Source organism: Ruegeria sp. CH11 (assembly GCF_056537105.1).
This window is the reverse complement of the sequence record NZ_JBQFQX010000020.1, coordinates 16,993-39,813: the sequence shown is the minus strand read 5'-3', so window position 1 is coordinate 39,813 and position 22,821 is coordinate 16,993. Positions and strand designations below refer to the sequence as shown.

Genomic DNA, 22,821 nt, shown 5'->3' with positions numbered 1-22,821 from the left:
GGCCCCAGCACGTCATTTTGAACCTCGGGCGTCTGCACCTTGTTGGTCATGGGGCGCGGACAGGAATGGAGGGATTACATGATCCATAAGAATTGGGCAGAATTGATCAAGCCAACCCAGCTTGACGGCAAGCCGGGCAACGACCCTGCACGTCAGGCAACCCTGGTTGCCGAGCCGCTGGAACGTGGCTTTGGTCTGACCCTGGGCAACGCGCTGCGCCGCGTTCTGATGAGCAGCCTGCAAGGCGCGGCCATCACCAGCGTTCAGATCGACAACGTCCTGCACGAGTTCAGCTCGGTCGCGGGCGTGCGTGAAGACGTCACCGACATCATCCTGAACCTCAAAGGCGTGTCGCTGCGCATGGAAGTCGAAGGCCCCAAGCGCCTGTCGATCAATGCCAAAGGCCCTGCAGTTGTCACCGCAGGTGACATCAGCGAAAGCGCCGGTATCGAGGTTCTGAACCGCGATCACGTCATCTGTCACCTGGACGATGGCGCTGACCTGTTCATGGAACTGACCGTCAACACCGGCAAGGGTTACGTCTCGGCTGAGAAGAACAAGCCGGAAGACGCACCTATCGGCCTGATCCCGATCGACGCGATCTATTCGCCGGTCAAAAAGGTTGCCTATGACGTTCAGCCGACCCGTGAAGGTCAGGTTCTGGACTATGACAAGCTGACCCTGAAGATCGACACCGACGGCTCGATCACGCCCGAAGATGCGCTGGCCTTTGCCGCTCGTATCCTGCAGGATCAGCTGTCGATCTTCGTCAACTTCGACGAGCCGGAATCGGCTGGCCGCCAGGACGAAGACGATGGTCTGGAGTTCAACCCGCTGCTGCTGAAGAAAGTGGACGAGCTGGAGCTGTCGGTCCGTTCGGCAAACTGCCTGAAGAACGACAACATCGTTTACATCGGCGATCTGATCCAGAAGACCGAAGCCGAGATGCTGCGCACCCCGAACTTCGGCCGCAAGTCGCTGAACGAGATCAAAGAAGTGCTGTCCGGCATGGGTCTGCACCTCGGCATGGATGTCGAGGACTGGCCGCCCGATAACATCGAAGATCTGGCGAAAAAATTCGAAGACGCGTTCTAAGCGCGTCTTCCTCAATGCCCGGCCCGAAATGGGACTATCCGGGGACTATTTGGGCACTTCCGCCCCAAGGAGAGCCGGTGACACGCATCGCCGGCCAGACAAAGCAAAACGCGAAAGAAGGAACTAGAAAATGCGTCACGCACGTGGTTACCGCCGCCTGAACCGTACTCATGAGCACCGCAAGGCTCTGTTTGCGAACATGGCTGGCTCGCTCATCGAGCATGAGCAGATCAAAACAACTCTGCCCAAGGCAAAAGAACTGCGCCCGATCATCGAAAAGCTGGTCACTCTGGGCAAGCGCGGCGACCTGCACGCCCGTCGTCAGGCCGCTTCGCAGCTGAAAGAAGACAAAGACGTCGCCAAGCTGTTCGAAGTTCTGGGCCCCCGCTACGCTGAGCGTCAGGGCGGCTATGTCCGCATCCTGAAAGCTGGCTTCCGCTATGGTGACATGGCTCCGATGGCGATCATCGAATTCGTTGATCGTGACGTCGATGCCAAAGGCGCAGCTGACAAAGCGCGTGTTGCCGCGGAAGAAGCAGCAGAAGAATAAGAAAGCCCGGCTTTCTGGTCAGAACCCCTGCGTCCCTGACGCGGGGGTTTTTGTTTTGAAGCTGTGGCAGTGTCGCATTCAGGCCATTCGCGGGGGTATCCGTTGATGAAATCCCAGCCTGTACAGGCCACGCTGGATGCGGAGGACACAGGATGGCAGAAATTACCCATATACCGGCTGAATTCACCGGGCCTTCGGCCTGGACCGGCCGCGAAATGCAGGCCCGTCAAGACGAGTGGATTGTCGACCTGAGCCAATCAGAGATTGCCGATCTTGAGCAAGCCGCCCGCAGTTACCTGAATCTTGGCAAAGACATTGGCGAGATCACAAGGGCCGAGTTTCCGCTACAAAGCTTTGACAGGCATCTGCGTAGTCTCCGTGACAAGCTGATCTGTGGCGTCGGGTTTGAAGTTCTCCGCGGGCTGCCGGTCCAAGAGTATTCGCAGGAAATGGCGGCAGCGATCTTTTGTGGTGTTGGCGCCCATCTGGGCTCGGCCCGGTCGCAGAACGCTCAGGGGCACATTTTGGGACATGTGCGCGACATTGGCGCGGATGCGAACGATCCCAACACCCGGATCTACCAGACGCATGAACGTCAGACGTTCCACACGGACAGCGCCGATATCGTTGGACTGCTTTGCCTTCGCGACGCCAGGGAAGGCGGGGATTCGCTGCTGGTAAGTGCCGAAACCATCTATAACCGCATGCGCGCAGAATGCCCTGATCTGCTGGAGCGTCTGTTTGATCCAATCGCAACGGATCGACGTGGTGAAGTGCCCGAGGGCATGCAGCCCTTCATGACCATCCCCCCCTTCAGTTGGCATGCCGGCAGGCTAACCGTGTTCTACCAGCGGCAGTATATCGACAGCGCGCAACGTTTCCCCGAGGCGATGCGTCTTACCCCGGATCACGTCGCAGCACTGGACCGGTTCGATGCGCTGGCCAATGATCCAGAGCTTTTCCTGACAATGCGGCTGCAACCCGGGGACATGCAATTTGTCTACAATCACTCTCAACTGCATGACAGAACCGGGTTCGTGGATTGGCCGGACCCTGCGGCGCGGCGCCATCTGTTTCGGTTGTGGCTCTCGCCCGAAGGCGACCGCGAATTGCCCGAGGTGTTCAGGCAGCGGTATGGCACTATTGATGTCGGCAACCGGGGTGGGATCATAACCAAAGGCACAAGACTGCACGCACCGCTTGACTGACGAACCAGCAACCACGTGCTTGCATTAACCGCCGGGTAGTCGCATATCCAACGGAGTTTTGCAGGTTGAGGTATACATGCTCCGCGCGACACTTCTTGCCCTTTCAATCGCACATGCGACCATGGCCGCTGCCGAAACGCGCGTTCCGCAATCGCAGGCCGAGATATCTTTGGGATTTGCGCCGGTCGTGAAACAGGCGTCCCCGGCAGTCGTTAACATCTATGCCAAGATTGTGCGTCAGGGGCGGGCGAACCCGTTCTTCTCGGACCCGTTCTTTCAGGACTTTTTCGGCCGTGGGTTCGGCGAACCTCGGCAGAGGGTGCAAAACTCGCTGGGCTCAGGTGTGATCCTGTCGGGTGATGGCTATGTGGTGTCGAACTATCACGTGGTCGGAACAGCCACCGAGATACGTGTGGTGACAACGGACCGGCGAGAGTTCTCGGCCCAGGTGGTACTTGGCGACAAGGAAAGCGACATTGCCATCCTGCGGTTGGAGGAGGCAGAGGACCTGCCGCATCTGGACCTGCGAGACTCTGATCACGTTGAGGTTGGTGAATTGGCGCTGGCTATCGGAAACCCGTTTGGGGTGGGTCAGACAGTATCGTCAGGCATCATTTCGGGGCTGGCGCGAACCGGAACGGCCACCGGCAACGCGCGAGGGTATTTCATTCAGACCGACGCGGCGATCAATCCGGGCAATTCCGGCGGCGCGCTGATTGATGTGAATGGCGATCTGATCGGGATCAACACGTCGATCCTGACGCGATCCGGGGGATCGAATGGGATCGGGTTTGCCATCCCCGCCAATCTGGTGGCCGAGTTTCTGCGGCAGGCAAAGGCAGGGAACGACAGTTTCGTCAGCCCTTGGGCCGGGATGGCCGGGCAGCATATGAGCGCAGATATCGCTGAATCGCTGGGCCTGGCGATCCCTCTGGGTGTCGTCATATCTGACCTGCACGCTCTCAGCCCGCTGGCGGATGCCGACCTGCGCGTGGGTGATGTCGTGACACATGTCGACGGAGATGAGGTCAACTCTCCGGCAGAGATGAAGTTCCGCATGTCCGTCGCAGGTGTTGGCGGAACATCTGTTCTGACGCGCCTTCGCGGTTCGGACAGCGCCGACGTTAAGGTGGCGCTGATCAAAGCGCCGGATACGCCCGCGGCCGAGGAAACAACGCTGGGCGAAGATACCGTGATGCCAGACCTGACCGTGGCGCGCATCAACCCAAAGATGATCGCGCAGTTGGGATTGGTTCTGTCGCAAACCGGCGTGGTTGTGGTTGATCCCGGACCCTATGGCGGTCGCGCCGGATTGCGTGCCGGTGATGTGCTGATAGCCATCAATGGCGCTGACATGGACCGGTCACATGATGTGGTCAGGGCACTGACCGAGCCGGGCCGTCGCTTGAACATGGATGTGTCGCGCGGCGGACGCTCGGTTTCGTTGCGGTTCCGGCTGTGACGCATGGCTGATCTGTTCGATAACGGGTCGCCCACGCCAGCCGAGGCCCCGCATCGGCCCCTCGCGGATCGGCTGCGCCCGCAGTCACTGGCCGAAGTCATCGGGCAGGACCATGTACTGGGCCCCGAGGCGCCGCTTGGGGTGATGCTGTCATCCGGCAGCTTGTCCAGCCTGATCTTCTGGGGGCCGCCGGGGGTTGGGAAAACCACCATCGCGCGCCTTCTGGCGCAGGAAACCGATCTGCATTTCGTTCAGATCAGCGCGATTTTCACCGGTGTGCCCGACCTGAAGAAAGTCTTTGAGGCCGCCAAGATTCGGCGTCAGAACGGACAAGGGACGTTGCTGTTCGTCGACGAAATCCACCGTTTCAACAAAGCGCAGCAAGACGGGTTTCTTCCGCATATGGAGGACGGGACGATCCTGCTTGTCGGGGCCACGACCGAGAACCCCTCGTTCGAGCTGAACGCAGCTGTCCTTAGCCGCGCGCAGGTTTTGGTTCTCGAACGGCTCAGCCTTGCGGATCTGGAACGCCTGACCCAGCGCGCAGAAAAAGAACTGGGCCGAGCGTTGCCGCTGACGCCTGCGGCGCGGGATGCATTGCAGGAAATGGCGGATGGGGACGGGCGCGCGCTGCTGAACCTGATCGAACAGGTTTCGGCGTGGAAGGTTGATGCACCGCTGGACCCGGATGCGCTCTCAACGCGGCTGATGCGCCGCGCCGCAAAATACGACAAATCGGGGGACGAGCATTACAACCTGATATCGGCGCTGCACAAGTCGGTACGGGGGTCTGACCCCGATGCAGCGCTGTACTGGTTTGCGCGGATGCTGACGGGTGGCGAGGACCCGCGCTATCTGGCGCGGCGGATCACCCGCATGGCGGTCGAAGATATCGGGCTGGCCGATCCGCAGGCGCAGGCAATCTGCCTGCAATCGTGGGAAACATATGAACGTTTGGGCTCGCCCGAGGGAGAACTGGCCTTGGCGCAAGCGCTGGTCTATCTGGCCCTGGCCCCCAAATCGAACGGGGCATATGTGGGCTACAAGGCTGCAATGCGCTTGGCCAAGCAATCGGGCAGCGAACCGCCACCCAAGCATATCCTGAACGCACCGACCTCGTTGATGAAGGATCAGGGGTACGGCGCGGGTTATGCCTATGACCACGACGCCGAAGATGGGTTTTCAGGGCAGAACTATTTCCCCGATGGTATGAAGCGACCGGTTCTCTACCAACCGGTCGAGCGCGGATTCGAGCGCGAGCTGAAAAAGCGGCTGGATTATTTCGGCAAACTGCGTGCGCAGCGGAACACGGATTAGCGCGGCTTGACTCTTTGCGCGATGCGCGCGACAGACGCGCATGTTTTCTAGGGCACTGACACAGTTGCAAATCGGGCGGGTCCGCCGCACGGGGCAAGGGGTAATGGCATGAGTGGCGTACAGATGATCACCGTCGCAGAGGGCGACAGCGACCAGCGCTTGGACCGCTGGCTGCGCCGCATGTTCCCGCATGTCGGTCAGGGCCGCATCGAAAAGATGTGCCGTAAAGGAGAGCTGCGTGTGGACGGAGGCCGGGTGAAGGCCTCGACCCGGCTCGAGACCGGGCAGGTCGTGCGGGTGCCGCCGCTGCCCGATGCCGATCACAAACCTGCTGAGGTCAAACGTCGCGTATCTGACGCTGATGCGAAGATGATCCAATCCTGCGTGATCTATCGAGACGACCACATTCTGGCGCTGAACAAACCCCACGGTCTGCCGGTTCAGGGTGGCAGCGGCCAGACCCGGCATGTCGACAGCCTGTCCGAAGCCTTGCGGTTTGGCCTGGACGAAAGCCCGCGACTGGTACACCGGTTGGACAAGGACACCTCGGGCGTTTTGCTGATGGCGCGCACGCGCGAGGCCGCCAAGGGTCTGACGGCAGCGTTTCGGCACCGCAATACACGCAAGATCTATTGGGCACTGGTTGCCGGGGTGCCGACACCCTATCTGGGCGAGATCAAGACCGGGCTCGTCAAGGCTCCGGGACATGGCAAACAGGGCGAAGGTGAAAAGATGATCCCTGTGCATCTGTCCGAGGTTGACAGCACCCCCGGCGCGAAACGCGCGCATACGCTGTATGCCACGCTCTACCGGGTTGCAGGTCGGGCCGCTTGGGTCGCGATGGAGCCGGTGACCGGTCGCACCCATCAGTTGCGCGCGCATATGGCCGCGATTGGGCATCCAATCATCGGCGACGGAAAATACGGCGGGTCGGGTCAGGAAAATCTGGGCGATGGCTGGGGCGCGCAATTGGGCGGGATCATCAGCCGAAAGCTGCATCTTCACGCGCGGCGATTGTCGTTTGAACATCCGCTGACCCACAAGCCAATCACGATCACAGCACCGCTGCCAGATCACATGAAAGACAGTTGGGATACACTGGGCTGGACCGAGGATCTGGCCGCCGATGATCCGTTCGAGGCCCTGCAATGACATCACCCTTGCGGTTGGCGCTATTCGATGTGGATGGCACTCTGGTCGATAGCCAGGGCAGCATTGTTTCGGCCATGACAGCCAGCTTTACCGCGTTGTCCCTGACGCCGCCGGACAGAGAGGCGACCTTGTCGATTGTCGGCCTGTCGCTGCCGCAGGCGATTGCGCGCCTGGCGCCTGAACAAGCTGACGATGTACAAGCCCGTCTGGTCGCGGGCTATAAAGAGGCTTATCACACGCAGCGACTGGCGGACGGGGCGGCAAGCTCACCTCTCTATCCAGGTGCGCGTGAGGTGCTCGAAGCCTTGCATTCGATCCCCGAAATCCTGTTGGGCGTGGCGACCGGCAAGTCGCAGCGCGGGTTGGACGCATTGCTGGACGCCCACGATTTGGCGCATTTCTTCGTAACCCGGCAAGTCGCAGACCACCATCCGTCCAAGCCGCACCCTTCGATGATCCAGACAGCGCTGTCCGAGACCGGCGTAGCGGCCTCTGACGCGGTGATGATTGGCGACACAAGCTTTGACATGGAGATGGCCGCTGCCGCAGGGGTTGCAGCAATCGGAGTAAGCTGGGGCTATCACGACCACGCGGCCCTGACTTCCGCGGCGCATGTGGTCGACAGCTTTGACGAATTGCATAAGACGCTGAGCAAGATCTGGGAATGAGACGATGAGCGACTGGAAACCAAAACGCTTTTGGAAGACAAGTGCCGTTGTCGAGGCGGAAGGCGGCCATACGGTCGAGTTGGATGGTCGCCGGGTCAAAACACCTGCAAAGGCGGCTTTGCTCCTCCCTACCAAGGCCATGGCAGAGGCCGTAGCCGCCGAATGGGACGCTCAGGAAAAGGTGGTGGACCCGTCGACCATGCCTTTTACCCGGTCAGCTAACGCCGCCATCGACAAAGTGCGCCTTCAGCATGCCGAGGTTGCGGATATGCTGGCCGATTATGGCGATTCCGACCTGTTGTGTTATCGCGCAACCCATCCGCAAGCTTTGCAGCAGCGGCAAGCCGAACACTGGGACCCGGCGCTGGACTGGGCGGCTGAGGTGCTGAAAGCTCGTCTGTTTGCTGTGGCGGGTGTCCTGCATCAGCCGCAGTCTGCGACGGCACTGCAGAGCTTGCGGCAACAAGTTCATGCGCTGGACGCATTTCAGCTTGCGGCGTTCCATGATCTTGTCAGCTTGTCAGGCAGCCTGGTTCTGGGTTTTGCCGCAGCACATGATTGGCGCAGCGCGGACGAAATCTGGGAAATCTCGCGCCTCGATGAGATCTGGCAGATCGAACAATGGGGCCATGATGACGAGGCACAAGAGGTGGCCGAGAAAAAACGGGCGGCCTTCCTGCACGCCAAACGCTTCTTCGATCTCTCGAATTGATCCTTGCAGCCGGTTTTTTGCGCCTGACACCAAATTCCTGTGCTTTTCACCCATCGAATTACCTGATCCTGCCCTTGACGTTTGTTGATGAATGCGCCCAAACTCGGGCCACTAAAGGGGAGACACCTTTTGGGTAACCTTTCCGGCATGGGAGTGCCGGATCGAACCGCTCCTTCCGGGGTGGAAAATCAGGAAGAGGTAAAAATGAAAAAATCCGTAATCTTGGGCGCGGCAACGATTGCCGGTCTAGCCGCTGGCGCTGCTGCGGCGGGTACCGTTGACGACGTGAAAGCGCGCGGTAAGCTGAACTGCGGTGTGACCACCGGTCTGGTCGGTTTTGCTGCACCCGACGCCAATGGCGAGTGGAAAGGCTTTGACGTTTCGCTGTGCCGCGCTGTTGCTGCCGCTGTTCTGGGCGATGCAAATGCCGTTGAATTCATTCCAACCACCGGCAAGACGCGCTTTACTGCGCTGGCTTCGGGTGAGATCGACATGTTGGCCCGTAACACCACCTGGACCTTCAGCCGCGACGTCGACCTGAAGTTCGAATTTGTCGGCATCAACTATTATGACGGTCAGGGCTTTCTGGCGCCCAAAGCGCTGGGCGTAAGCTCGGCCAAGGAACTGGACGGTGCGACCGTTTGCGTTCAGACCGGCACCACGACCGAACTGAACCTGGCGGATTTCTTCCGCTCGAACAACATCAGCTATGAACCGGTTCCGGTTGAAACAAACGCTGAAGGTCAGCAGCAGTATCTGGCTGGCGCATGTGACGTTTACACCACCGACGCATCGGGCCTGGCCGCAACTCGCGCCACGTTCGAAAACCCCGGTGACCACGTTATTCTGCCCGAAATCATCTCGAAAGAGCCGCTGGGCCCGCTGGTCCGTCACGGTGATCACGAGTGGGGTGACGTTGTTCGTTGGACCCTGAACTCGCTGATCTCGGCAGAAGAGCTGGGTGTCACCTCGGTCAATCTCGAAGAGATGGCAGGCAATGCCGACGCAAACCCGGAAATCAAGCGTCTGCTGGGCGTTGAAGGTACTCTGGGCGAGATGCTGGGACTGGACGCTGACTGGGCCGCACGTGCGATCGCCGCAGACGGCAACTATGGCGAAGTCTTTGCCAAGAATATCGGTGAGGAAACTCCGATCGGTCTGGCGCGTGGTCTGAACGCTCAGTGGACCGACGGCGGCCTGCTGTATTCGCCGCCTTTCCGCTAAGATGGACAGAAAAGGGCGCGGGGCAACCTGCGCCCTTTTTTCTAAACAGAATGCTACGGGCTGCTCAAGAGCGGGGAAAACCTCGCCGGTAATGTAGCGCTCGAAAAGCACGGGGATTCCAAAATATGTCAACTATGACTGACCCACCGAAAGCAGACTTTCGGTTGTCTATGCTCATAAACGACACCCGCTATCGCTCACTGACATTTCAGGTGATCGCGGCCGTCGTTATTGCGCTTAGTATCTGGTATCTGGGTAACAACCTGATCCAGAACCTTCGGGCCGCAGGCCTCAACATCTCTTATTCTTTCCTGGGTGATCCTGCCGGGTATGATATCAACCAGGTTCTGGTGGAATACGACAGCCAGTCGTCGCATGCGCGCGCGGCTGTCGTTGGGCTTCTGAATACTCTGCTGGTGGCGTTTCTCGCCTGTATCACTGCGACGTTTTTTGGAGTGATCGCCGGTGTCCTGCGCCTGTCGAACAACTGGCTCGTCTCGAAACTGATGGCAGTATATGTCGAGATCTTCCGGAACATTCCGGTTCTGATCTGGATCATCATCATTTTCACCATCATGACGGCGGTGCTTCCTGGACCGCGGGCCTTCCGGGGTGACAATCCGACCTCCAGCATGGTTCTGGATCTTTTTGCGTTCACGAACAGGGGTGTATACATTCCCCGTCCTGACCTCACCAACGGGTTCTTCAGTTCAACTTTCCTGAACTGGGTTCTGGTCCTCGTCGTTTTGGTTGGGTCCTGGTTTGTTTCCAAGGAAATCGAAAAACGCGCGACACTGAAACAAGAGGAAACGGGTGAGCGTCCAAAGACGCTGCTGCCAAAATTGGCGGTCTGGCTGGTGCCCTTCGTGATCCTCATGTTCCTGATGGGCCTGACTTGGAATGTCCCCGAACTGAAAGGCTTTAACTTCAGCGGTGGCATCAAGGTCGGTGGTCCTCTGATCGCATTGTGGTTCGCACTGTCGATCTACACCGGTGCCTTTATCGCGGAAAACGTCCGCGCGGGCATTCAGGCCATTTCGAAAGGCCAGACCGAGGCGGCTGCTGCTCTTGGTTTGCGTCCGAGCCGGATCATGAATCTGGTGATCCTGCCGCAGGCTTTGCGGGTGATTATCCCGCCGCTGATCTCGCAGTATCTGAACATCACCAAGAACTCCTCGCTTGCGATCGCGGTTGGCTATGCGGATATCACCGCCACGCTGGGCGGTATCACGCTGAACCAGACTGGTCGCGCGATTGAATGTGTGCTGTTGCTGATGTTGTTCTATCTGACAGCTTCACTGCTGATCTCGATGGTGATGAACATCTACAACGCATCCGTCAAGTTGAAGGAGCGCTGAGCCATGGCTGATCAATCAACAAACCCGATCGCATTTGTGGCCGATGGCACCATCCCTCCGTCGCCACCCCCGGCAAACGAAACCGGAATCGTCAAATGGCTGCGCGAGAACCTGTTCTCGGGCGCGACGAACACGATCCTAACAGTGCTCTCGCTGGTGCTGATCTACCTCGTTTTGAAGAACACACTGCCGTGGATTCTGAATGGGGTTTGGAATGCCAACTCGTTGGCCGAATGCCGTGAGATTTTGGCAGGTAAAACTGGGGCCTGTTTCGCCGTTCTGACGGAGCGCTGGCCGCAGCTGATCTACGGGTTCAAATACCCGGATGAGGCCTACTGGCGCCCCAATCTGGCGTTTGTGCTGATGCTGGTTGCGTTTGCGCCGGTCCTGTTCTTCGACCTGCCGCGCAAGCTGCTGATCTTCACTGCACTCTATCCCTTTATCGCCTTCTGGCTGATCTGGGGGGGCACCATTCTGGTTCCCATCGTTGCACTTGTGGGCTGTGTCGCAGCAGGTGCAGTGTTCCAGAAACTTGGCCGGAACAGCTTTGCGGCTGGCTTTTTCGGGGCGATCATTGTCGCCTTGATCATCTGGAATGTTGGCGGGGCTCTGATCCCCGAGGATGCCAACGAAGGCGCCATGCTTACCGCCGTTCCCAGTCGTGATCTTGGCGGGTTCATGCTGAACATGATGCTGGGTGTTACCTGTGTGTCGTTGTCGATCCCTCTGGGCATTGCGTTGGCACTGGGCCGTCAGTCAGACATGCCGCTGATCAAGTGGGTCTGCGTCATCTTCATCGAATTCGTGCGCGGTGTGCCTCTGATCACGCTGCTGTTTGTGGCTTCGGTGATGCTGGCCTATTTCTTCCCGCCTGACAGCACGGTGGACCTGTTCCTGCGCGTCGTGATCATGATCACAATGTTCTCGGCCGCCTATATCGCCGAGGTGATCCGCGGCGGTCTGGCAGCGCTTCCGCGCGGACAGTACGAAGCAGCAGATAGTCTGGGTCTGGATTACCCGCAGGCGATGCGGCTGATCATCCTGCCGCAGGCTCTGAAGATCTCGATCCCCGGCATCGTGAACGTGGCCGTTGGCCTGTTCAAGGACACCACACTGGTTTCGGTCATTTCGATGTTCGATCTGGTGGGCATGATCCGGGGCCCCATCCTGGCGTCGACCGAATGGAACGGCGTCTATTGGGAGCTTCTGGGCTTTGCCGCGCTTCTGTTCTTCGTCGTCTGTTACGGCATCTCTCAATATTCCCAGTGGCTCGAGCGTCGCCTTGCCACGGATCATCACTAAGGAGTTCAACACATGTCTGAACTTGCAGTAGAACGCGAAATCGATCGCTCGAAAATGCAGGTGAGCGACGAGGTCGCCATCGAAATCAACGGCATGAACAAGTGGTACGGATCGTTCCACGTGCTGCGTGACATCAATCTGACCGTCAATCAGGGCGAGCGGATCGTGATCGCGGGGCCGTCCGGATCGGGTAAGTCCACCCTGATCCGCTGCCTGAACGCGTTGGAGGAACACCAGCAGGGTACAATCGTTGTGGATGGGACCGAGCTGTCGAATGACCTCAAGAACATCGACAAGATCCGGTCCGAGGTTGGCATGGTGTTCCAGCACTTCAACCTGTTCCCGCACCTGACCATTCTGGAAAACTGCACGCTGGCCCCGATCTGGGTGCGCAAAACGCCCAAGAAAGAGGCCGAAGAGCGCGCGATGCACTTCCTGGAAAAGGTGAAAATTCCGGATCAGGCGTTGAAATACCCGGGACAGCTGTCCGGTGGTCAGCAACAGCGTGTGGCGATTGCCCGCTCACTTTGCATGATGCCCCGGATCATGTTGTTCGATGAACCGACATCGGCGCTGGACCCCGAGATGATCAAAGAGGTGCTCGACACCATGATCGAACTGGCCGAGGAAGGCATGACCATGTTGTGCGTGACCCACGAGATGGGCTTTGCCCGCCAGGTCGCCAACCGCGTGATCTTTATGGATGCCGGTCAGATCGTGGAACAGAATGAACCCGAAGAGTTCTTCAACAACCCGCAGAGCGAACGGACCAAGCTGTTCCTCAGCCAAATCCTGGGGCACTGATCTCAGCGTACCCAAGCAAGGGCGGGGCTTCGGTCCCGCCTTTTTCTATTCCAGCATCTCACGCGGGATGGCAAAGCCCAGGACCTCGCCGCTCCGCCATTTGACATGGGTCCAGTCGTCGATATCAAAGCGGATCACGGTCGTCGCGCAGGTTGGGTAATCTTGGAACCGCACGTGGTGCGGCGCCTGCTGCGCCAGACGGAAGGCAAAGTCAGCAATGCCCGGGTTGTGACCCAGCATCAGTACGATCCTGCCCTCGGCACTGGACAATTCGGCCATCATGTCGTTGGCGTCCGCGTGGTAAAGCGCGCGGCGAAAGCTGACATTGTCCGCTTGTAGCCCCATCCGATCCCAGGTCTCTCGCGTGCGGGTCGCCGATGAGCTCAGCACTTCGTCCGGCAGCCAGTTGTTCTCGCGCAGCCAATCCGCAATCGCCGGGGCCGAGGCGCGGCCGCGCTTGTTCAGAGGGCGGTCATGATCGGTAAGATCGAAGTTGTTCCAACTGGATTTGGCATGGCGGGTCAGGATCAGAGTGCGGGTCATGACGGATGGAACGCTTTCATGTGATGCGCGGATTGTTCGGCCATCCGTTCGGCACCCTCGCTGAGCGGGCAGGACAGCCGCGCAAGGCAGCCGCCGGTCATGCAAACCTGCCCTGCGTCAGTGGACAAATGACGATGGCAGGCATCGACGTCGTAGAAGCCATGTGCATTCAGCGCGCCCACGGGGCAGGTGCTGGTGCAAGGGGCAGGGCAGGTGGTGCAAGGAGACTCTGCACGCGGGTGGTCGACGTCGAATTCCTCGTCGAAATGCAGCGCGCCGCGAAACGAGATCATCATGCCCACCTGGTCATGCACCAGCGCCCCCACCGGGCTGCTGAACGTCCGCCCGGACTTGAACGCCCAGTCGATGAAAGGTTCGTATGGCGGGCCGCCGAAGGGAAAGTACGCATGTGCGCCCAACTCGGCGGCAAGGGAACCCACAACACGTTTGGACCATCTGTCCACCGGGTCGGGCTGCCCGTCCAGCCATTCCTCCGACGATTTCAGAACGGGCCAGAAGGCCGGGCCAGCGCCGACAAGGATCAGGGTGCCACCGTCGAGTTGTTTGGCGCTTGTCAGCCGTGGCAGAAGCGCGCCCATAACGATCAGACCAGCATCCTGCACGGCGCGTTCAATTTGAGCGTAGGTTACATCGGTTGCGGGGTCGAGTTGGTTTGCCATGCTGCTTCCCCCATCAATGCTCAGTCAGGTCGGATCAACGAACCTGCGCCGTGGTCGGTGAACAGCTCCAACAGGACCGCGTTGGCCGCGCGCCCGTCCAGGATCACAACCGCGCGTACGCCGGAATGCAGCGCATCAAGCGCGGTTTCCGTTTTCGGGATCATGCCGCCAGCGATGGTTCCATCCATCGTCATTTCGCGGATCTGTCCGGCGGTAAGTTCGGTGACAACATCGCCTGCCGCGTTCTTGACACCCGAAACGTCCGTCAGCAGCAGCAGGCGATCCGCTTTCAACGCCGAGGCGACCGCTCCTGCGGCGGTATCACCGTTGACGTTGAACGTCTCACCCTCGGCACCAGCGCCGAGGGGGGCAATCACCGGAATGACGTCATGCGCAAACAGATCATGCAGGATTTTCGGGTCCATCTGTGAGGGTGCGCCCACAAATCCCAGCGAGGGATCGGCCTGTTCACACAACATCAGGTTGGCGTCCTTGCCCGACAGTCCAATTGCGGTTCCGCCCTGTGCGTTGATCGCCTGAACAATGCGTTTGTTGACCAGGCCGGACAGAACCATCTCGACCACTTCGACCGTCGCCTGATCGGTGACGCGCTTGCCGTTCACAAATTCAGACTGGATATCCAGCTTGTCCAGCATCGCATTGATCATGGGGCCGCCGCCATGCACGATCACCGGGTTTACTCCGACCTGCCGCATCAGCACGACATCGCGCGCAAAGCTCTCCATCGCAGCGTCGCTGCCCATGGCGTGCCCGCCCAGCTTGATGACGACGATCGCACCATCATAGCGTTGCAGATATGGCAAGGCGCTGTTCAAGGTTGCGGCGGTGGCGATCCAGTCCCGGTTCATGTCTCTTGTCTTCATGGCTGCTGTCCCTCTGACATTCCGTGTTAGGACCTTTGGAGAGTTCTGCCAAGACTTGATCGTGGTAATGGTCGCTCTCAATGATCCGTAGCGGCCGGACAAGTTCGCTAACGGTGCGTTTGGCTCATTCCAGATGCGCGATGATGGATCGTAGGCTCGGGATGCCATCGCCTTTTTCGGACGAGGTCAGTACGATTTCCGGGAATGCCGCTGGGTGTTTCGACAAAGCGCTGCGCACCTGATCCAATACCTTTGCACGGTCATTGGCTTTGACCTTGTCGGCCTTGGTCATCACGCATTGAAAAGTTACGGCGCTGGTATCCAGCAGTTTCATGATCTCGTCGTCCACAGGCTTTACCCCGTGGCGCGAGTCGATCAAGACAAATGCCCGGCGCAAAGTCTGGCGACCGCTGAGGTATTGCTTCAACAATCGCTGCCATTTCTCGACCACTTTGACCGGCGCGTTGGCATAGCCATAGCCGGGCAGGTCCACCAGATACAGCTCGGGGCCTTGGGTGAAAAAGTTGATCTCTTGCGTGCGGCCCGGCGTGTTGGAGGCGCGCGCCAATCCTTTGGTGCCGGTCAGCGCGTTGATCAGGCTGGACTTGCCCACGTTCGAGCGCCCGGCAAAGCAAACCTCCAACCGATCAGGGGCAGGCAGACCGGTCATCGCAACTACGCCTTTGACGAACTCGGACGGACCCGCAAACAGTTTGCGCCCGGTTTCCAGTGCGAATGGGTCTGGCTCTTGCACCAATGGAAAGCGAAGCGTGGTCATAGCAATTGAACCTTGTCGCCAGTTGTGATGGTGCCGCCCTGCAAAACTTCGGCATAGACGCCGAAATCCTGGTGGCCCCAGCTTTGCAACGCGCCCAGCGTGTCTGCATCCCGCTTTCCCGTATCCGGGTTTGCGGTAGTTGCCAGGCAGCGGGTGATGCGTTCGCGCACGTGAAGGACGGTTTCGCCGATCTGAACATCGCGCCCGATCCAGTCAAACTCCTCCCACAGGGGCATGCCATCGAACCAGATGTTTCCCCGCCAGCGATGGATCGAGAGGTCCTGCCCCAACCTTTGCGAAACGGCGCGATGAGAGGCCATGTTGCACAAGCTGATCGAGGGGAAATCGCTGTCGGTCATACCGCGACCCGGAGCCCGAACAATTCGGGCCGACGCGGCCCTGTCGTCCGGCATCAGCGGCGTGACCCAATCCAGAAAAACATCCTGTTCGGTATCTGGCCGGAACGTCAGGTCGGGCCGGTTCGGGTGGCTCAGCGTGACCTGATCACCGCTCAGTTGTGCTGAAATCGCCATCAACTCCGGCGCTTTTGCACCTCGGCTGAAATTGACGCAGGGCACCCATTCTGATCCGTCCGCCTTTGACGCCTCATGCGCGACGGCCCAAACGCGATCCCCGGGCATGGTCTGCCCGGGGATCACGGTTACATCACTGAGGGTTTCGCGCCCGTGGCTTTTGATCGGATGCCGACACAGGCTTGTGACTTTGCCGCTCATTGGTCATCCGTCTTGGGCTTGCGCTTGAAGCTGGACCTGATGTTGCCAAACACATCGGGCTTGTAACCTTGGCTGCGCATGATCAAGTACTGCTGCGTGAACGTGATCGTGTTGTTGGCGATCCAGTAGACCACCAGCCCGCTGGCAAAGCTGCCCAGCATGAACATAAACACCCATGGCATCCATGCAAAGATCATCGCCTGCGTCGGATCGGTTGGTGCCGGGTTCAGTTTCTGTTGCAGCCACATCGAGATACCCAGCAGGATTGGCAGTATGCCCAGGAAGATCAGCGCCATGAACGTTTCCGGTTGAGGACCGGCCCAGGGCAGCAAGCCAAACAGGTTCATGATCGAGGTTGGGTCAGGCGCGCTGAGATCCTGGAACGGGCCAAACCACGGGGCCTGACGCAGTTCGATGGTGACAAAGATCACCTTATACAGCGAGAAGAAGATCGGGATTTGCATCAGGATCGGCAGACAGCCCGCAGCGGGGTTCACCTTTTCCTTCTTGTAGAGCTCCATCATGCCCTGCTGCATTTTCTGGCGGTCGTCGCCAGCGGCTTCTTTCAGGGCCTCCATCTGCGGCTGGAGTTCCTTCATCTTCGCCATCGAGACGTAGGATTTGAACGCCAGCGGGAACAGGATTGCCTTGATGATCAGCGTCAGGCCGATGATGGACCAGCCCATATTGCCGATCAGAAGGTTGATGTTATGCAGCAGCCAGAAGATCGGCTTGGTCAGGAAAAAGAACCAGCCCCAGTCGATGCTGTCGATGAACTTCTGAACACCTTCCGACTGATACTCGCGAATGGCTTCCCATTCCTTTGCACCGGCAAACAGGCGGGTTGTGACTTCGGCGGTTTCACCCGCTGCGATCGTCAGTGTAGGAAGAACGGTTTCGGTCTGATAGATTTTGCGGCGGGCATCGTATTTGGCCGCAGCCTTGAACGCCGATCCCGGCTCGGGGATCAGAGTGGTCATCCAGTAGTGATCGGTGAAGCCGATCCAGCCGTCCTCCTTGACCTGATAGACCTCGGCTTGGGCGCGCTCGTTGGGGTCGATGTCGAAATCGCGCACATCACCGTAATCGATCTCGGCCAGGGTGTCGTCTGCCATGCCGATCACGCCTTCATGCAGGATGAAGAAGTTCTTCAGGCCTGGCAGATCGCCATCCTCACCGATGCCATGGCGGGCCAGAATGCCGTAGGGTGCCATGCCAACTTCGGCTTGGGTGGCGTTTTCGACAGATTGGGTCACCGAGAACATGTAGTTCTCGTCTACCGAAACCGTGCGGCGGAATGTCAGGCCGTTGCCATTGTCCCACGCAAGGGTGATCGGGCTGTCGACGCCAAGGGTTTCGCCCTGTTCCAGTGTCCAAAGCGTGTTGGGTCCCGGGACGTCTGTGCCACTCAAGCCTGCGCCGGGGGCCCAACCATAAAGCGCGTAATAGGCTGAATCCGATCCGACGGGCGACAGAAGCTCGACAATTGGGGCGTCTTCGGCCAGCGAGACCTTGTAGTCTTTCAGGAACAGCTCATCAATGCGGCCACCCGACAGCGACAGGCTGCCGGACAGGCGTGGGGTATCGATCTGCACGCGCGGGGCTTGCGCCTCTGGCTCAACTTCCGTCGCTGCGGCTGTTGCCTCGCCGACGGTTGTGGTATCCGCGCTGGGCGTCTGGACCTCGGTTTCGCCCGTGGCGCTGATCTCGGCTATATCGGGGGCCGTGGTTTGCTCCGGCGGAGGGAACAGCACGAACCACACGAGGATCACCAGAAAGCTGAGTGCGGTTGCGAGGATGAGGTTCTTATTCTGATCGTCCATCGGGGACAGCCACCTTGCGCAGTGAAAGACACCCGGTGGGTTCAACAGAGTGCAGCCCCAAAGGTCAAGTGGAATCGCCCGCAAAACGCGCAAGACACCGGGTTCCGCTGCGGTGAATTGTACAATTCACCCGGTTTTGCCTCCGATCCTGGGTGCGCCTGCCAGCTTTGCGCGATGCGCGGCTATCCAATCCAGCGTTTTGTCGAATGGCATCGGCTTGCCAAGACCAAATCCCTGCACATGATTGGCACCCAGCTGCGCCATCAGCGCATGTTCGCCTGCGGTTTCTACACCTTCGGCCAAAGTCTCGAGGTTCAGGCGCTCTGCCATGGTTAGAATGGCGCTGACAAGCTGTTGCTGGCTTGGGTCCTGATCCGCTTTGGCCACAAAGGTCCGGTCAATCTTGATACGAGACACATCGAACCGCTTGATCGATGCGATCGACGCGTGGCCGGTTCCGAAATCATCCAGATCAATGCAGCAACCCAAGGCCGCCAACCCAGTAACATTCCGGGTGATGACATCGTCGGGGCGTCGTGAAAAGACGGTTTCCAGAATTTCAACCGCCAGACGGTCCGGTGTCAGGTCGAACTGATCCAGCTCCCATTTGAGGCGGTCGATCAGGCCCGGGTTACGCAACTCGTCGGACGAGAAGTTCACGCCGATCCGGGGAACGATCACGCCAGCGGTATCCCAGGCATGTATGGCAGCGAATGCGTGGTGCCGGATGACCTGGCCCAGCCGCTCCATCAGATCCGCCTGTTCCGCAAAGGGCAAGAATACCTGCGGTCCCATTATGCCCTTTGTAGGGTGTTCCCAGCGGGCCAGCGCCTCGAACCCGGTGATGTTTCCGGTATCGGTTGATATCTGGGGTTGGAACCAGGGGCGGATCTCACCAGTGTCCAGCGCGGTGACAAAATCCTTGCGCAGATTGGCGCGGACCAGGGTGCGTCGACGCGTTTCCGTGGAAAAGGCGCGAATCGTTGATGGCCCGTTTCTCTGCGCCTCTGCCAGCGCGGCGGTGGCGGCATCGACCCAGTCATCTGCGCCACCTTCAGGCAGGCCCGACAGCAGGCAAAAGCCAATCGAGCAGGACAGATACACACTGGTTCCGTTCAGCTGAAACGGTTCTTCGACCGCGTTCTGGACGCGACCCGACATCTGCACGCAGGCTTCCAGATCAAGCTGGGCCGAGGGGGTCAGGCCAATCAGAAACCGATTTTGACTGGTTTGCGCGAACAGGTCCTGATTGCGGATCATGGCCAGAATGCGATCGCCGAACTGCAACGCAACATGGTTCGCCGCCGCCTGACCATGCAGATCCAGAATACCGGCAAAATCGTCAATCGAAACGGCAACACAGGCTGCGTTCTGGCCGGAATTTCTGGCCTCGGTCAGTATGGTGCGCATTTCATCCATGAATACATCAACTGGAACGGACCCGCTGGGGCGCGCGCCTGTGACGGTGGCCTTCATCGATTGGCCACCCGCAATACCCAGCACCGCAAGAGCCAGCGGCAGCCCGAGCGCGGTACCCATCAGCGCAACCTCGCCCCCCAGCCAGAAGGCAGACAGGCAGGCGGCGGGCACGAAGGCCAATGCCGGAGGACCCGTTAGGCCAAGGCGCAGCGCTTCGAGAATTCGTTCAACGGTAAGATTTGTCCGCATCGGTTTTACGGCCTTCGACTTGGGCAGAGATTGCTTGGGTCGACCGTAGGAAACCAATCTGAGTCAGACGTTAACGCAAATCAGGAATTTCCCCTGAATTTTCGTCTATTTTGCTGGGACTTAACGAAAGATTTGCAAAATCGAACAGTTTCGGGTCCAGCAGATGCGATGGGCGTGCGTTGGTCAGGGCGCGGAACATGACCTGGCGCCGTCCGGGAGAGTTCTTTTCCCACTGGTCGAGAATCTGTTTGACCTGCTGACGTTGCAGCCCGTCCTGACTGCCGCACAGATCGCAGGGAATGATCGGGTAGTTCATCGCCTTGGCGAATTTCTCGCAATCCGCCTCGGCCACATGGGCAAGTGGACGGTAGACAAACAGATTGCCCTCTTCGTTGACCAGTTTGGGTGGCATGGTCGCAAGACGTCCTCCGTGGAAGAGGTTCATGAAGAACGTCTCGAGAATATCGTCGCGGTGATGGCCCAGAACGACGGCCGAGCATCCTTCTTCCCGCGCGATACGATAGAGGTTGCCACGTCGCAGGCGCGAACACAGCGCGCAATATGTCCGCCCTTGCGGGACCTTGTCGACAACGACGGAATAAGTGTCCTGATATTCGATCCGATGGGGGACGCCCATGCGTTCAAGAAATTCGGGCAGCACCGTGGCGGGAAAGCCCGGCTGGCCCTGATCCAGATTGCAGGCCAGAAGTTCGACCGGCAACAACCCGCGCCATTTCAGCTCGTGCAGTACCGCCAGCAGGGTATAGCTGTCCTTGCCTCCCGATAAACACACCAACCAGCGCGGCGGCTTACCACCTTTGTCGTGCGCAGACGGATCCACCATCCCGTAATGCTCGATGGCTTCGCGGGTCTGGCGCACAATGCGTTTGCGCAGCTTTTTGAACTCGGTCGTCGAAGGCGCGCCGTTAAAAAGCGGGTGGATATCGTCTGTGTCGTCAAACATGTGCTGGCCCTACAGGACTTGGGGATACCGGGCAAGAGCGGCCTCAGTCGCCGCAGCAATCCTTGGGAACGGGATCATAGCCATCACCGCCCCAGGGATGGCAGCGCCCGATGCGTTTGGCGGCCAGCCATGCGCCCTTGATCGCGCCGTGCTTTTCCAACGCCTCAAGTGCGTAGGCCGAACAGGTCGGTTGATACCGGCAATTGAACCCGACCCAGGGGCTAAAGATCAGACGGTAGGCGCGGACGGGAAGGGCGAAGAGTTGCGCAAGCAGGGTCATTTCCGATCACCGTGGATCTTGCGCAAGGCATAGCGAAGATCGTCCAGCAGGGCCGGGAATGCGCGCGCTGCTGTCACCTCGGCGCGACCGATCAGCACGTAGTCCCAGCCATCCTGCCCTTGGGCCGTCAACACGGCCCGAGCCGCCTCGCGCAATCTGCGTTTGGCGCGGTTACGCGCGACTGCGTTGCCGACCTTCTTGGAGCAGGTAAAGCCAACGCGAATCCCCGCAGGCTCATCTGGTGTGCGCTTTCGCGCCTGTACCATCATGGAAGAGGTGCCCTGCCGACGTGCCCGGGCGGCTTTCAGAAAATCGGATCGTTTTTTTAGAACCGTCAGAGCAACAGGTGCGCAAACGGACGCCGCCGGGGGCGTTTCCCGGGGTTGGTTGATACCATCCTCAGGGGCCTCCGGCGGCGTCATGTTCATAACCTGAAAGGTCGGGCGCTCTTACGCGCTCAGCGACTTGCGGCCGCGGGCGCGGCGTGCGTTCAGGATCTTGCGGCCGGCTTTGGTAGCCATGCGCGCGCGGAAACCGTGGCGGCGTTTGCGAACCAGGTTCGAAGGCTGATAGGTGCGTTTCATCGCTCCGTCTCCAATCTATAGCGGTCGGGTGCGGCGCGGATTCGCCTGGCCCTAGTATTCGAAGCCCGTCCTCTACTGCTAAGCTTGGGGTAAGTCAAACCCTATCGCCGGGGATTTCGCGTCTTTTGCAACAATTCTGTAACCCCACAGAGCAAAAGGTTTCAGAATCCCGGTTTGATGCCCCGATCCCTCACATTCTCGGCCACAAAGTTCAAGGCCGCGTGAGGCCCCTGTTGGAAACCGGCGCAACAGCGCATGTTGGGGTCGAAATGAAGCAAACAGATGCGAATGATCAGATGAGTGATACCTCACAGGCCCCGCGCACCGGGTTTGCGCGGCATGTCCCATTGGCCATCATCCTTGCCGTTGCCTTGGTGGGGTTCTTCACGTTGGGGGACTATCTGACGTTTGAGACGCTGCGTGATAACCGCGAGGCGCTGCTGGGCCTGCGCGATTCTCACTATTGGGCGATGGTGGCCACGTTCGTTGCGATCTACATCGTGATCGTGGCGTTTTCGCTGCCGGGCGCTGCGGTAGCCTCGATGACCGGCGGGTTCTTGTTCGGCCTGTTTGCGGGTACGGTTTTCAATGTCTTTGCAGCGACGGTCGGCGCTTCGGCGATATTCCTGGCTGCGCGCTGGGGCCTGGGTGCATCGCTGACCGCCAAGCTTGAAGCCTCGGAAGGCACCGTCAAGAAGCTCAAGGAAGGTTTGCGCGAGAATGAGATTTCGGTTCTCTTCCTGCTGCGCCTCGTTCCGGTGGTGCCGTTTTTCGTCGCTAACTTGGTGCCTGCGCTGGTCGGTGTGAAGTTTCGCAATTTTCTGCTGACAACCGCGCTGGGCATTATTCCGGGTGGGATCGTCTACACCTGGATCGGCGTAGGCTTGGGTGGCGTGTTCGACAGGGGCGAAACGCCCGACGTTTCCCTTCTGTCGGAGCCCTTTGTCATCGGTCCGATTCTGGGCTTGTGCGCCTTGGCCGCGTTGCCGATTGTCATCAAATCCATCCAAGGCAAGAAGGGCGCCTGATCC

At 59.2% G+C, this 22,821-nt stretch carries 24 protein-coding genes; 13 read left to right on the top strand and 11 right to left on the bottom strand.

Annotated elements, in window-relative coordinates:
• Positions 1-78: 78 nt before the first annotated feature.
• The 12 genes from ACR0LX_RS20370 (at position 79) to ACR0LX_RS20315 (ending at position 12,852) form a co-directional block, all read left to right on the top strand.
• Positions 79-1,095, top strand: a complete 1,017-nt coding sequence (locus ACR0LX_RS20370; RefSeq protein WP_010437127.1) for a DNA-directed RNA polymerase subunit alpha — start codon at positions 79-81, stop codon at positions 1,093-1,095.
• Between the two features lie 130 nt (positions 1,096-1,225).
• Positions 1,226-1,645: a 50S ribosomal protein L17 gene (rplQ, locus tag ACR0LX_RS20365; protein ID WP_170805984.1), complete on the top strand. Its 420-nt coding sequence runs from the start codon at positions 1,226-1,228 to the stop codon at positions 1,643-1,645.
• Between the two features lie 152 nt (positions 1,646-1,797).
• Positions 1,798-2,853: a TauD/TfdA family dioxygenase gene (locus ACR0LX_RS20360; protein ID WP_480785240.1), complete on the top strand. Its 1,056-nt coding sequence runs from the start codon at positions 1,798-1,800 to the stop codon at positions 2,851-2,853.
• Between the two features lie 76 nt (positions 2,854-2,929).
• Positions 2,930-4,315: a trypsin-like peptidase domain-containing protein gene (locus tag ACR0LX_RS20355; protein ID WP_480785239.1), complete on the top strand. Its 1,386-nt coding sequence runs from the start codon at positions 2,930-2,932 to the stop codon at positions 4,313-4,315.
• Positions 4,316-4,318: 3 nt separating this feature from the next.
• Entirely contained in the window at positions 4,319-5,632 is a 1,314-nt protein-coding gene (locus tag ACR0LX_RS20350) for a replication-associated recombination protein A (protein WP_480785238.1), read from the top strand.
• A 108-nt stretch (positions 5,633-5,740) separates the two neighbouring features.
• Positions 5,741-6,784, top strand: a complete 1,044-nt coding sequence (locus ACR0LX_RS20345; RefSeq protein WP_480785237.1) for an RluA family pseudouridine synthase — start codon at positions 5,741-5,743, stop codon at positions 6,782-6,784.
• The gene (locus tag ACR0LX_RS20340; RefSeq protein WP_480785236.1) at positions 6,781-7,452 is read left to right on the top strand and encodes an HAD-IA family hydrolase; all 672 of its coding nucleotides are present in this window, start codon (positions 6,781-6,783) and stop codon (positions 7,450-7,452) included. Before ACR0LX_RS20345 ends, ACR0LX_RS20340 begins: the two co-directional genes overlap by 4 nt.
• 4 nt (positions 7,453-7,456) lie before the next feature.
• Positions 7,457-8,164, top strand: a complete 708-nt coding sequence (locus tag ACR0LX_RS20335) for an ATP12 family chaperone protein (RefSeq protein ID WP_480785235.1) — start codon at positions 7,457-7,459, stop codon at positions 8,162-8,164.
• Between the two features lie 204 nt (positions 8,165-8,368).
• The gene (locus ACR0LX_RS20330; RefSeq protein ID WP_480578341.1) at positions 8,369-9,388 is read left to right on the top strand and encodes an amino acid ABC transporter substrate-binding protein; all 1,020 of its coding nucleotides are present in this window, start codon (positions 8,369-8,371) and stop codon (positions 9,386-9,388) included.
• A gap of 125 nt (positions 9,389-9,513) precedes the next feature.
• Positions 9,514-10,746: an amino acid ABC transporter permease gene (locus ACR0LX_RS20325; protein ID WP_480785234.1), complete on the top strand. Its 1,233-nt coding sequence runs from the start codon at positions 9,514-9,516 to the stop codon at positions 10,744-10,746.
• Positions 10,747-10,749: 3 nt separating this feature from the next.
• Positions 10,750-12,048, top strand: coding sequence for an amino acid ABC transporter permease (locus tag ACR0LX_RS20320; protein WP_480785233.1), 1,299 nt, complete (start codon positions 10,750-10,752; stop codon positions 12,046-12,048).
• Between the two features lie 12 nt (positions 12,049-12,060).
• Positions 12,061-12,852 (top strand): amino acid ABC transporter ATP-binding protein, encoded by a 792-nt coding sequence (locus ACR0LX_RS20315; protein WP_269149813.1) that lies wholly within the window; start codon positions 12,061-12,063, stop codon positions 12,850-12,852.
• 45 nt (positions 12,853-12,897) lie between these two features.
• Here the strand turns inward: ACR0LX_RS20315 and ACR0LX_RS20310 are convergent, their stop codons facing one another.
• The 11 genes from ACR0LX_RS20310 to rpmH all read right to left on the bottom strand — a co-directional run bounded on the left by ACR0LX_RS20310 (position 12,898) and on the right by rpmH (position 21,790).
• Positions 12,898-13,395, bottom strand: coding sequence for a SixA phosphatase family protein (locus ACR0LX_RS20310; protein ID WP_480785232.1), 498 nt, complete (start codon positions 13,393-13,395; stop codon positions 12,898-12,900).
• Complete coding sequence (locus ACR0LX_RS20305) at positions 13,392-14,075, bottom strand: ferredoxin (RefSeq protein ID WP_480785231.1); 684 nt, start codon at positions 14,073-14,075, stop codon at positions 13,392-13,394. The genes ACR0LX_RS20310 and ACR0LX_RS20305 overlap by 4 nt, the downstream gene beginning before the upstream one ends.
• Positions 14,076-14,095: 20 nt before the next feature.
• Positions 14,096-14,959, bottom strand: coding sequence for an acetylglutamate kinase (argB, locus tag ACR0LX_RS20300; protein WP_480785230.1), 864 nt, complete (start codon positions 14,957-14,959; stop codon positions 14,096-14,098).
• 124 nt (positions 14,960-15,083) lie between these two features.
• Positions 15,084-15,737 (bottom strand): ribosome biogenesis GTP-binding protein YihA/YsxC, encoded by a 654-nt coding sequence (yihA, locus tag ACR0LX_RS20295; RefSeq protein ID WP_480785229.1) that lies wholly within the window; start codon positions 15,735-15,737, stop codon positions 15,084-15,086.
• Positions 15,734-16,471: an MOSC domain-containing protein gene (locus ACR0LX_RS20290; RefSeq protein WP_480785228.1), complete on the bottom strand. Its 738-nt coding sequence runs from the start codon at positions 16,469-16,471 to the stop codon at positions 15,734-15,736. Before ACR0LX_RS20290 ends, yihA begins: the two co-directional genes overlap by 4 nt.
• On the bottom strand, positions 16,468-18,294 hold the full coding sequence (gene yidC, locus ACR0LX_RS20285; protein ID WP_480785227.1) for a membrane protein insertase YidC: 1,827 nt from the start codon (positions 18,292-18,294) through the stop codon (positions 16,468-16,470). Before yidC ends, ACR0LX_RS20290 begins: the two co-directional genes overlap by 4 nt.
• Before the next feature lie 126 nt (positions 18,295-18,420).
• Positions 18,421-19,962 (bottom strand): putative bifunctional diguanylate cyclase/phosphodiesterase, encoded by a 1,542-nt coding sequence (locus tag ACR0LX_RS20280; protein ID WP_480785226.1) that lies wholly within the window; start codon positions 19,960-19,962, stop codon positions 18,421-18,423.
• 70 nt (positions 19,963-20,032) lie between these two features.
• On the bottom strand, positions 20,033-20,926 hold the full coding sequence (ttcA, locus tag ACR0LX_RS20275; protein ID WP_480785225.1) for a tRNA 2-thiocytidine(32) synthetase TtcA: 894 nt from the start codon (positions 20,924-20,926) through the stop codon (positions 20,033-20,035).
• Between the two features lie 43 nt (positions 20,927-20,969).
• Positions 20,970-21,206, bottom strand: a complete 237-nt coding sequence (yidD, locus tag ACR0LX_RS20270; RefSeq protein WP_480785224.1) for a membrane protein insertion efficiency factor YidD — start codon at positions 21,204-21,206, stop codon at positions 20,970-20,972.
• Positions 21,203-21,628, bottom strand: coding sequence for a ribonuclease P protein component (gene rnpA / locus ACR0LX_RS20265; protein WP_480785223.1), 426 nt, complete (start codon positions 21,626-21,628; stop codon positions 21,203-21,205). Before rnpA ends, yidD begins: the two co-directional genes overlap by 4 nt.
• Positions 21,629-21,655: 27 nt before the next feature.
• A complete protein-coding gene (gene rpmH, locus ACR0LX_RS20260) occupies positions 21,656-21,790 on the bottom strand; it encodes a 50S ribosomal protein L34 (protein WP_005980833.1) in 135 nt (44 codons plus the stop codon).
• A 296-nt stretch (positions 21,791-22,086) separates the two neighbouring features.
• Between rpmH and ACR0LX_RS20255 the strand changes: the two genes are divergently transcribed.
• Positions 22,087-22,818: a TVP38/TMEM64 family protein gene (locus ACR0LX_RS20255; RefSeq protein ID WP_480785222.1), complete on the top strand. Its 732-nt coding sequence runs from the start codon at positions 22,087-22,089 to the stop codon at positions 22,816-22,818.
• The last annotated feature ends 3 nt before the right edge of the window (positions 22,819-22,821 follow it).

Bases quoted from the DNA above. Each gene is read 5' to 3' on its own strand.
- ACR0LX_RS20315 (WP_269149813.1), top strand. From the start codon at position 12,061: ATGTCTGAACTTGCAGTAGAACGCGAAATCGATCGCTCGAAAATGCAG.
- ACR0LX_RS20340 (WP_480785236.1), top strand. From the start codon at position 6,781: ATGACATCACCCTTGCGGTTGGCGCTATTCGATGTGGATGGCACTCTG.
- ACR0LX_RS20305 (WP_480785231.1), bottom strand. From the start codon at position 14,075: ATGGCAAACCAACTCGACCCCGCAACCGATGTAACCTACGCTCAAATT.
- ACR0LX_RS20290 (WP_480785228.1), bottom strand. From the start codon at position 16,471: ATGAGCGGCAAAGTCACAAGCCTGTGTCGGCATCCGATCAAAAGCCAC.
- ACR0LX_RS20330 (WP_480578341.1), top strand. From the start codon at position 8,369: ATGAAAAAATCCGTAATCTTGGGCGCGGCAACGATTGCCGGTCTAGCC.
- ACR0LX_RS20255 (WP_480785222.1), top strand. From the start codon at position 22,087: ATGAGTGATACCTCACAGGCCCCGCGCACCGGGTTTGCGCGGCATGTC.
- ACR0LX_RS20280 (WP_480785226.1), bottom strand. From the start codon at position 19,962: ATGCGGACAAATCTTACCGTTGAACGAATTCTCGAAGCGCTGCGCCTT.
- ACR0LX_RS20320 (WP_480785233.1), top strand. From the start codon at position 10,750: ATGGCTGATCAATCAACAAACCCGATCGCATTTGTGGCCGATGGCACC.
- ACR0LX_RS20310 (WP_480785232.1), bottom strand. From the start codon at position 13,395: ATGACCCGCACTCTGATCCTGACCCGCCATGCCAAATCCAGTTGGAAC.
- ACR0LX_RS20335 (WP_480785235.1), top strand. From the start codon at position 7,457: ATGAGCGACTGGAAACCAAAACGCTTTTGGAAGACAAGTGCCGTTGTC.
- ACR0LX_RS20355 (WP_480785239.1), top strand. From the start codon at position 2,930: ATGCTCCGCGCGACACTTCTTGCCCTTTCAATCGCACATGCGACCATG.
- ACR0LX_RS20370 (WP_010437127.1), top strand. From the start codon at position 79: ATGATCCATAAGAATTGGGCAGAATTGATCAAGCCAACCCAGCTTGAC.
- ACR0LX_RS20350 (WP_480785238.1), top strand. From the start codon at position 4,319: ATGGCTGATCTGTTCGATAACGGGTCGCCCACGCCAGCCGAGGCCCCG.
- argB (WP_480785230.1), bottom strand. From the start codon at position 14,959: ATGAAGACAAGAGACATGAACCGGGACTGGATCGCCACCGCCGCAACC.
- yidC (WP_480785227.1), bottom strand. From the start codon at position 18,294: ATGGACGATCAGAATAAGAACCTCATCCTCGCAACCGCACTCAGCTTT.
- yidD (WP_480785224.1), bottom strand. From the start codon at position 21,206: ATGACCCTGCTTGCGCAACTCTTCGCCCTTCCCGTCCGCGCCTACCGT.
- rnpA (WP_480785223.1), bottom strand. From the start codon at position 21,628: ATGACGCCGCCGGAGGCCCCTGAGGATGGTATCAACCAACCCCGGGAA.
- ACR0LX_RS20345 (WP_480785237.1), top strand. From the start codon at position 5,741: ATGAGTGGCGTACAGATGATCACCGTCGCAGAGGGCGACAGCGACCAG.
- yihA (WP_480785229.1), bottom strand. From the start codon at position 15,737: ATGACCACGCTTCGCTTTCCATTGGTGCAAGAGCCAGACCCATTCGCA.
- rpmH (WP_005980833.1), bottom strand. From the start codon at position 21,790: ATGAAACGCACCTATCAGCCTTCGAACCTGGTTCGCAAACGCCGCCAC.
- ACR0LX_RS20360 (WP_480785240.1), top strand. From the start codon at position 1,798: ATGGCAGAAATTACCCATATACCGGCTGAATTCACCGGGCCTTCGGCC.
- ttcA (WP_480785225.1), bottom strand. From the start codon at position 20,926: ATGTTTGACGACACAGACGATATCCACCCGCTTTTTAACGGCGCGCCT.
- rplQ (WP_170805984.1), top strand. From the start codon at position 1,226: ATGCGTCACGCACGTGGTTACCGCCGCCTGAACCGTACTCATGAGCAC.
- ACR0LX_RS20325 (WP_480785234.1), top strand. From the start codon at position 9,514: ATGTCAACTATGACTGACCCACCGAAAGCAGACTTTCGGTTGTCTATG.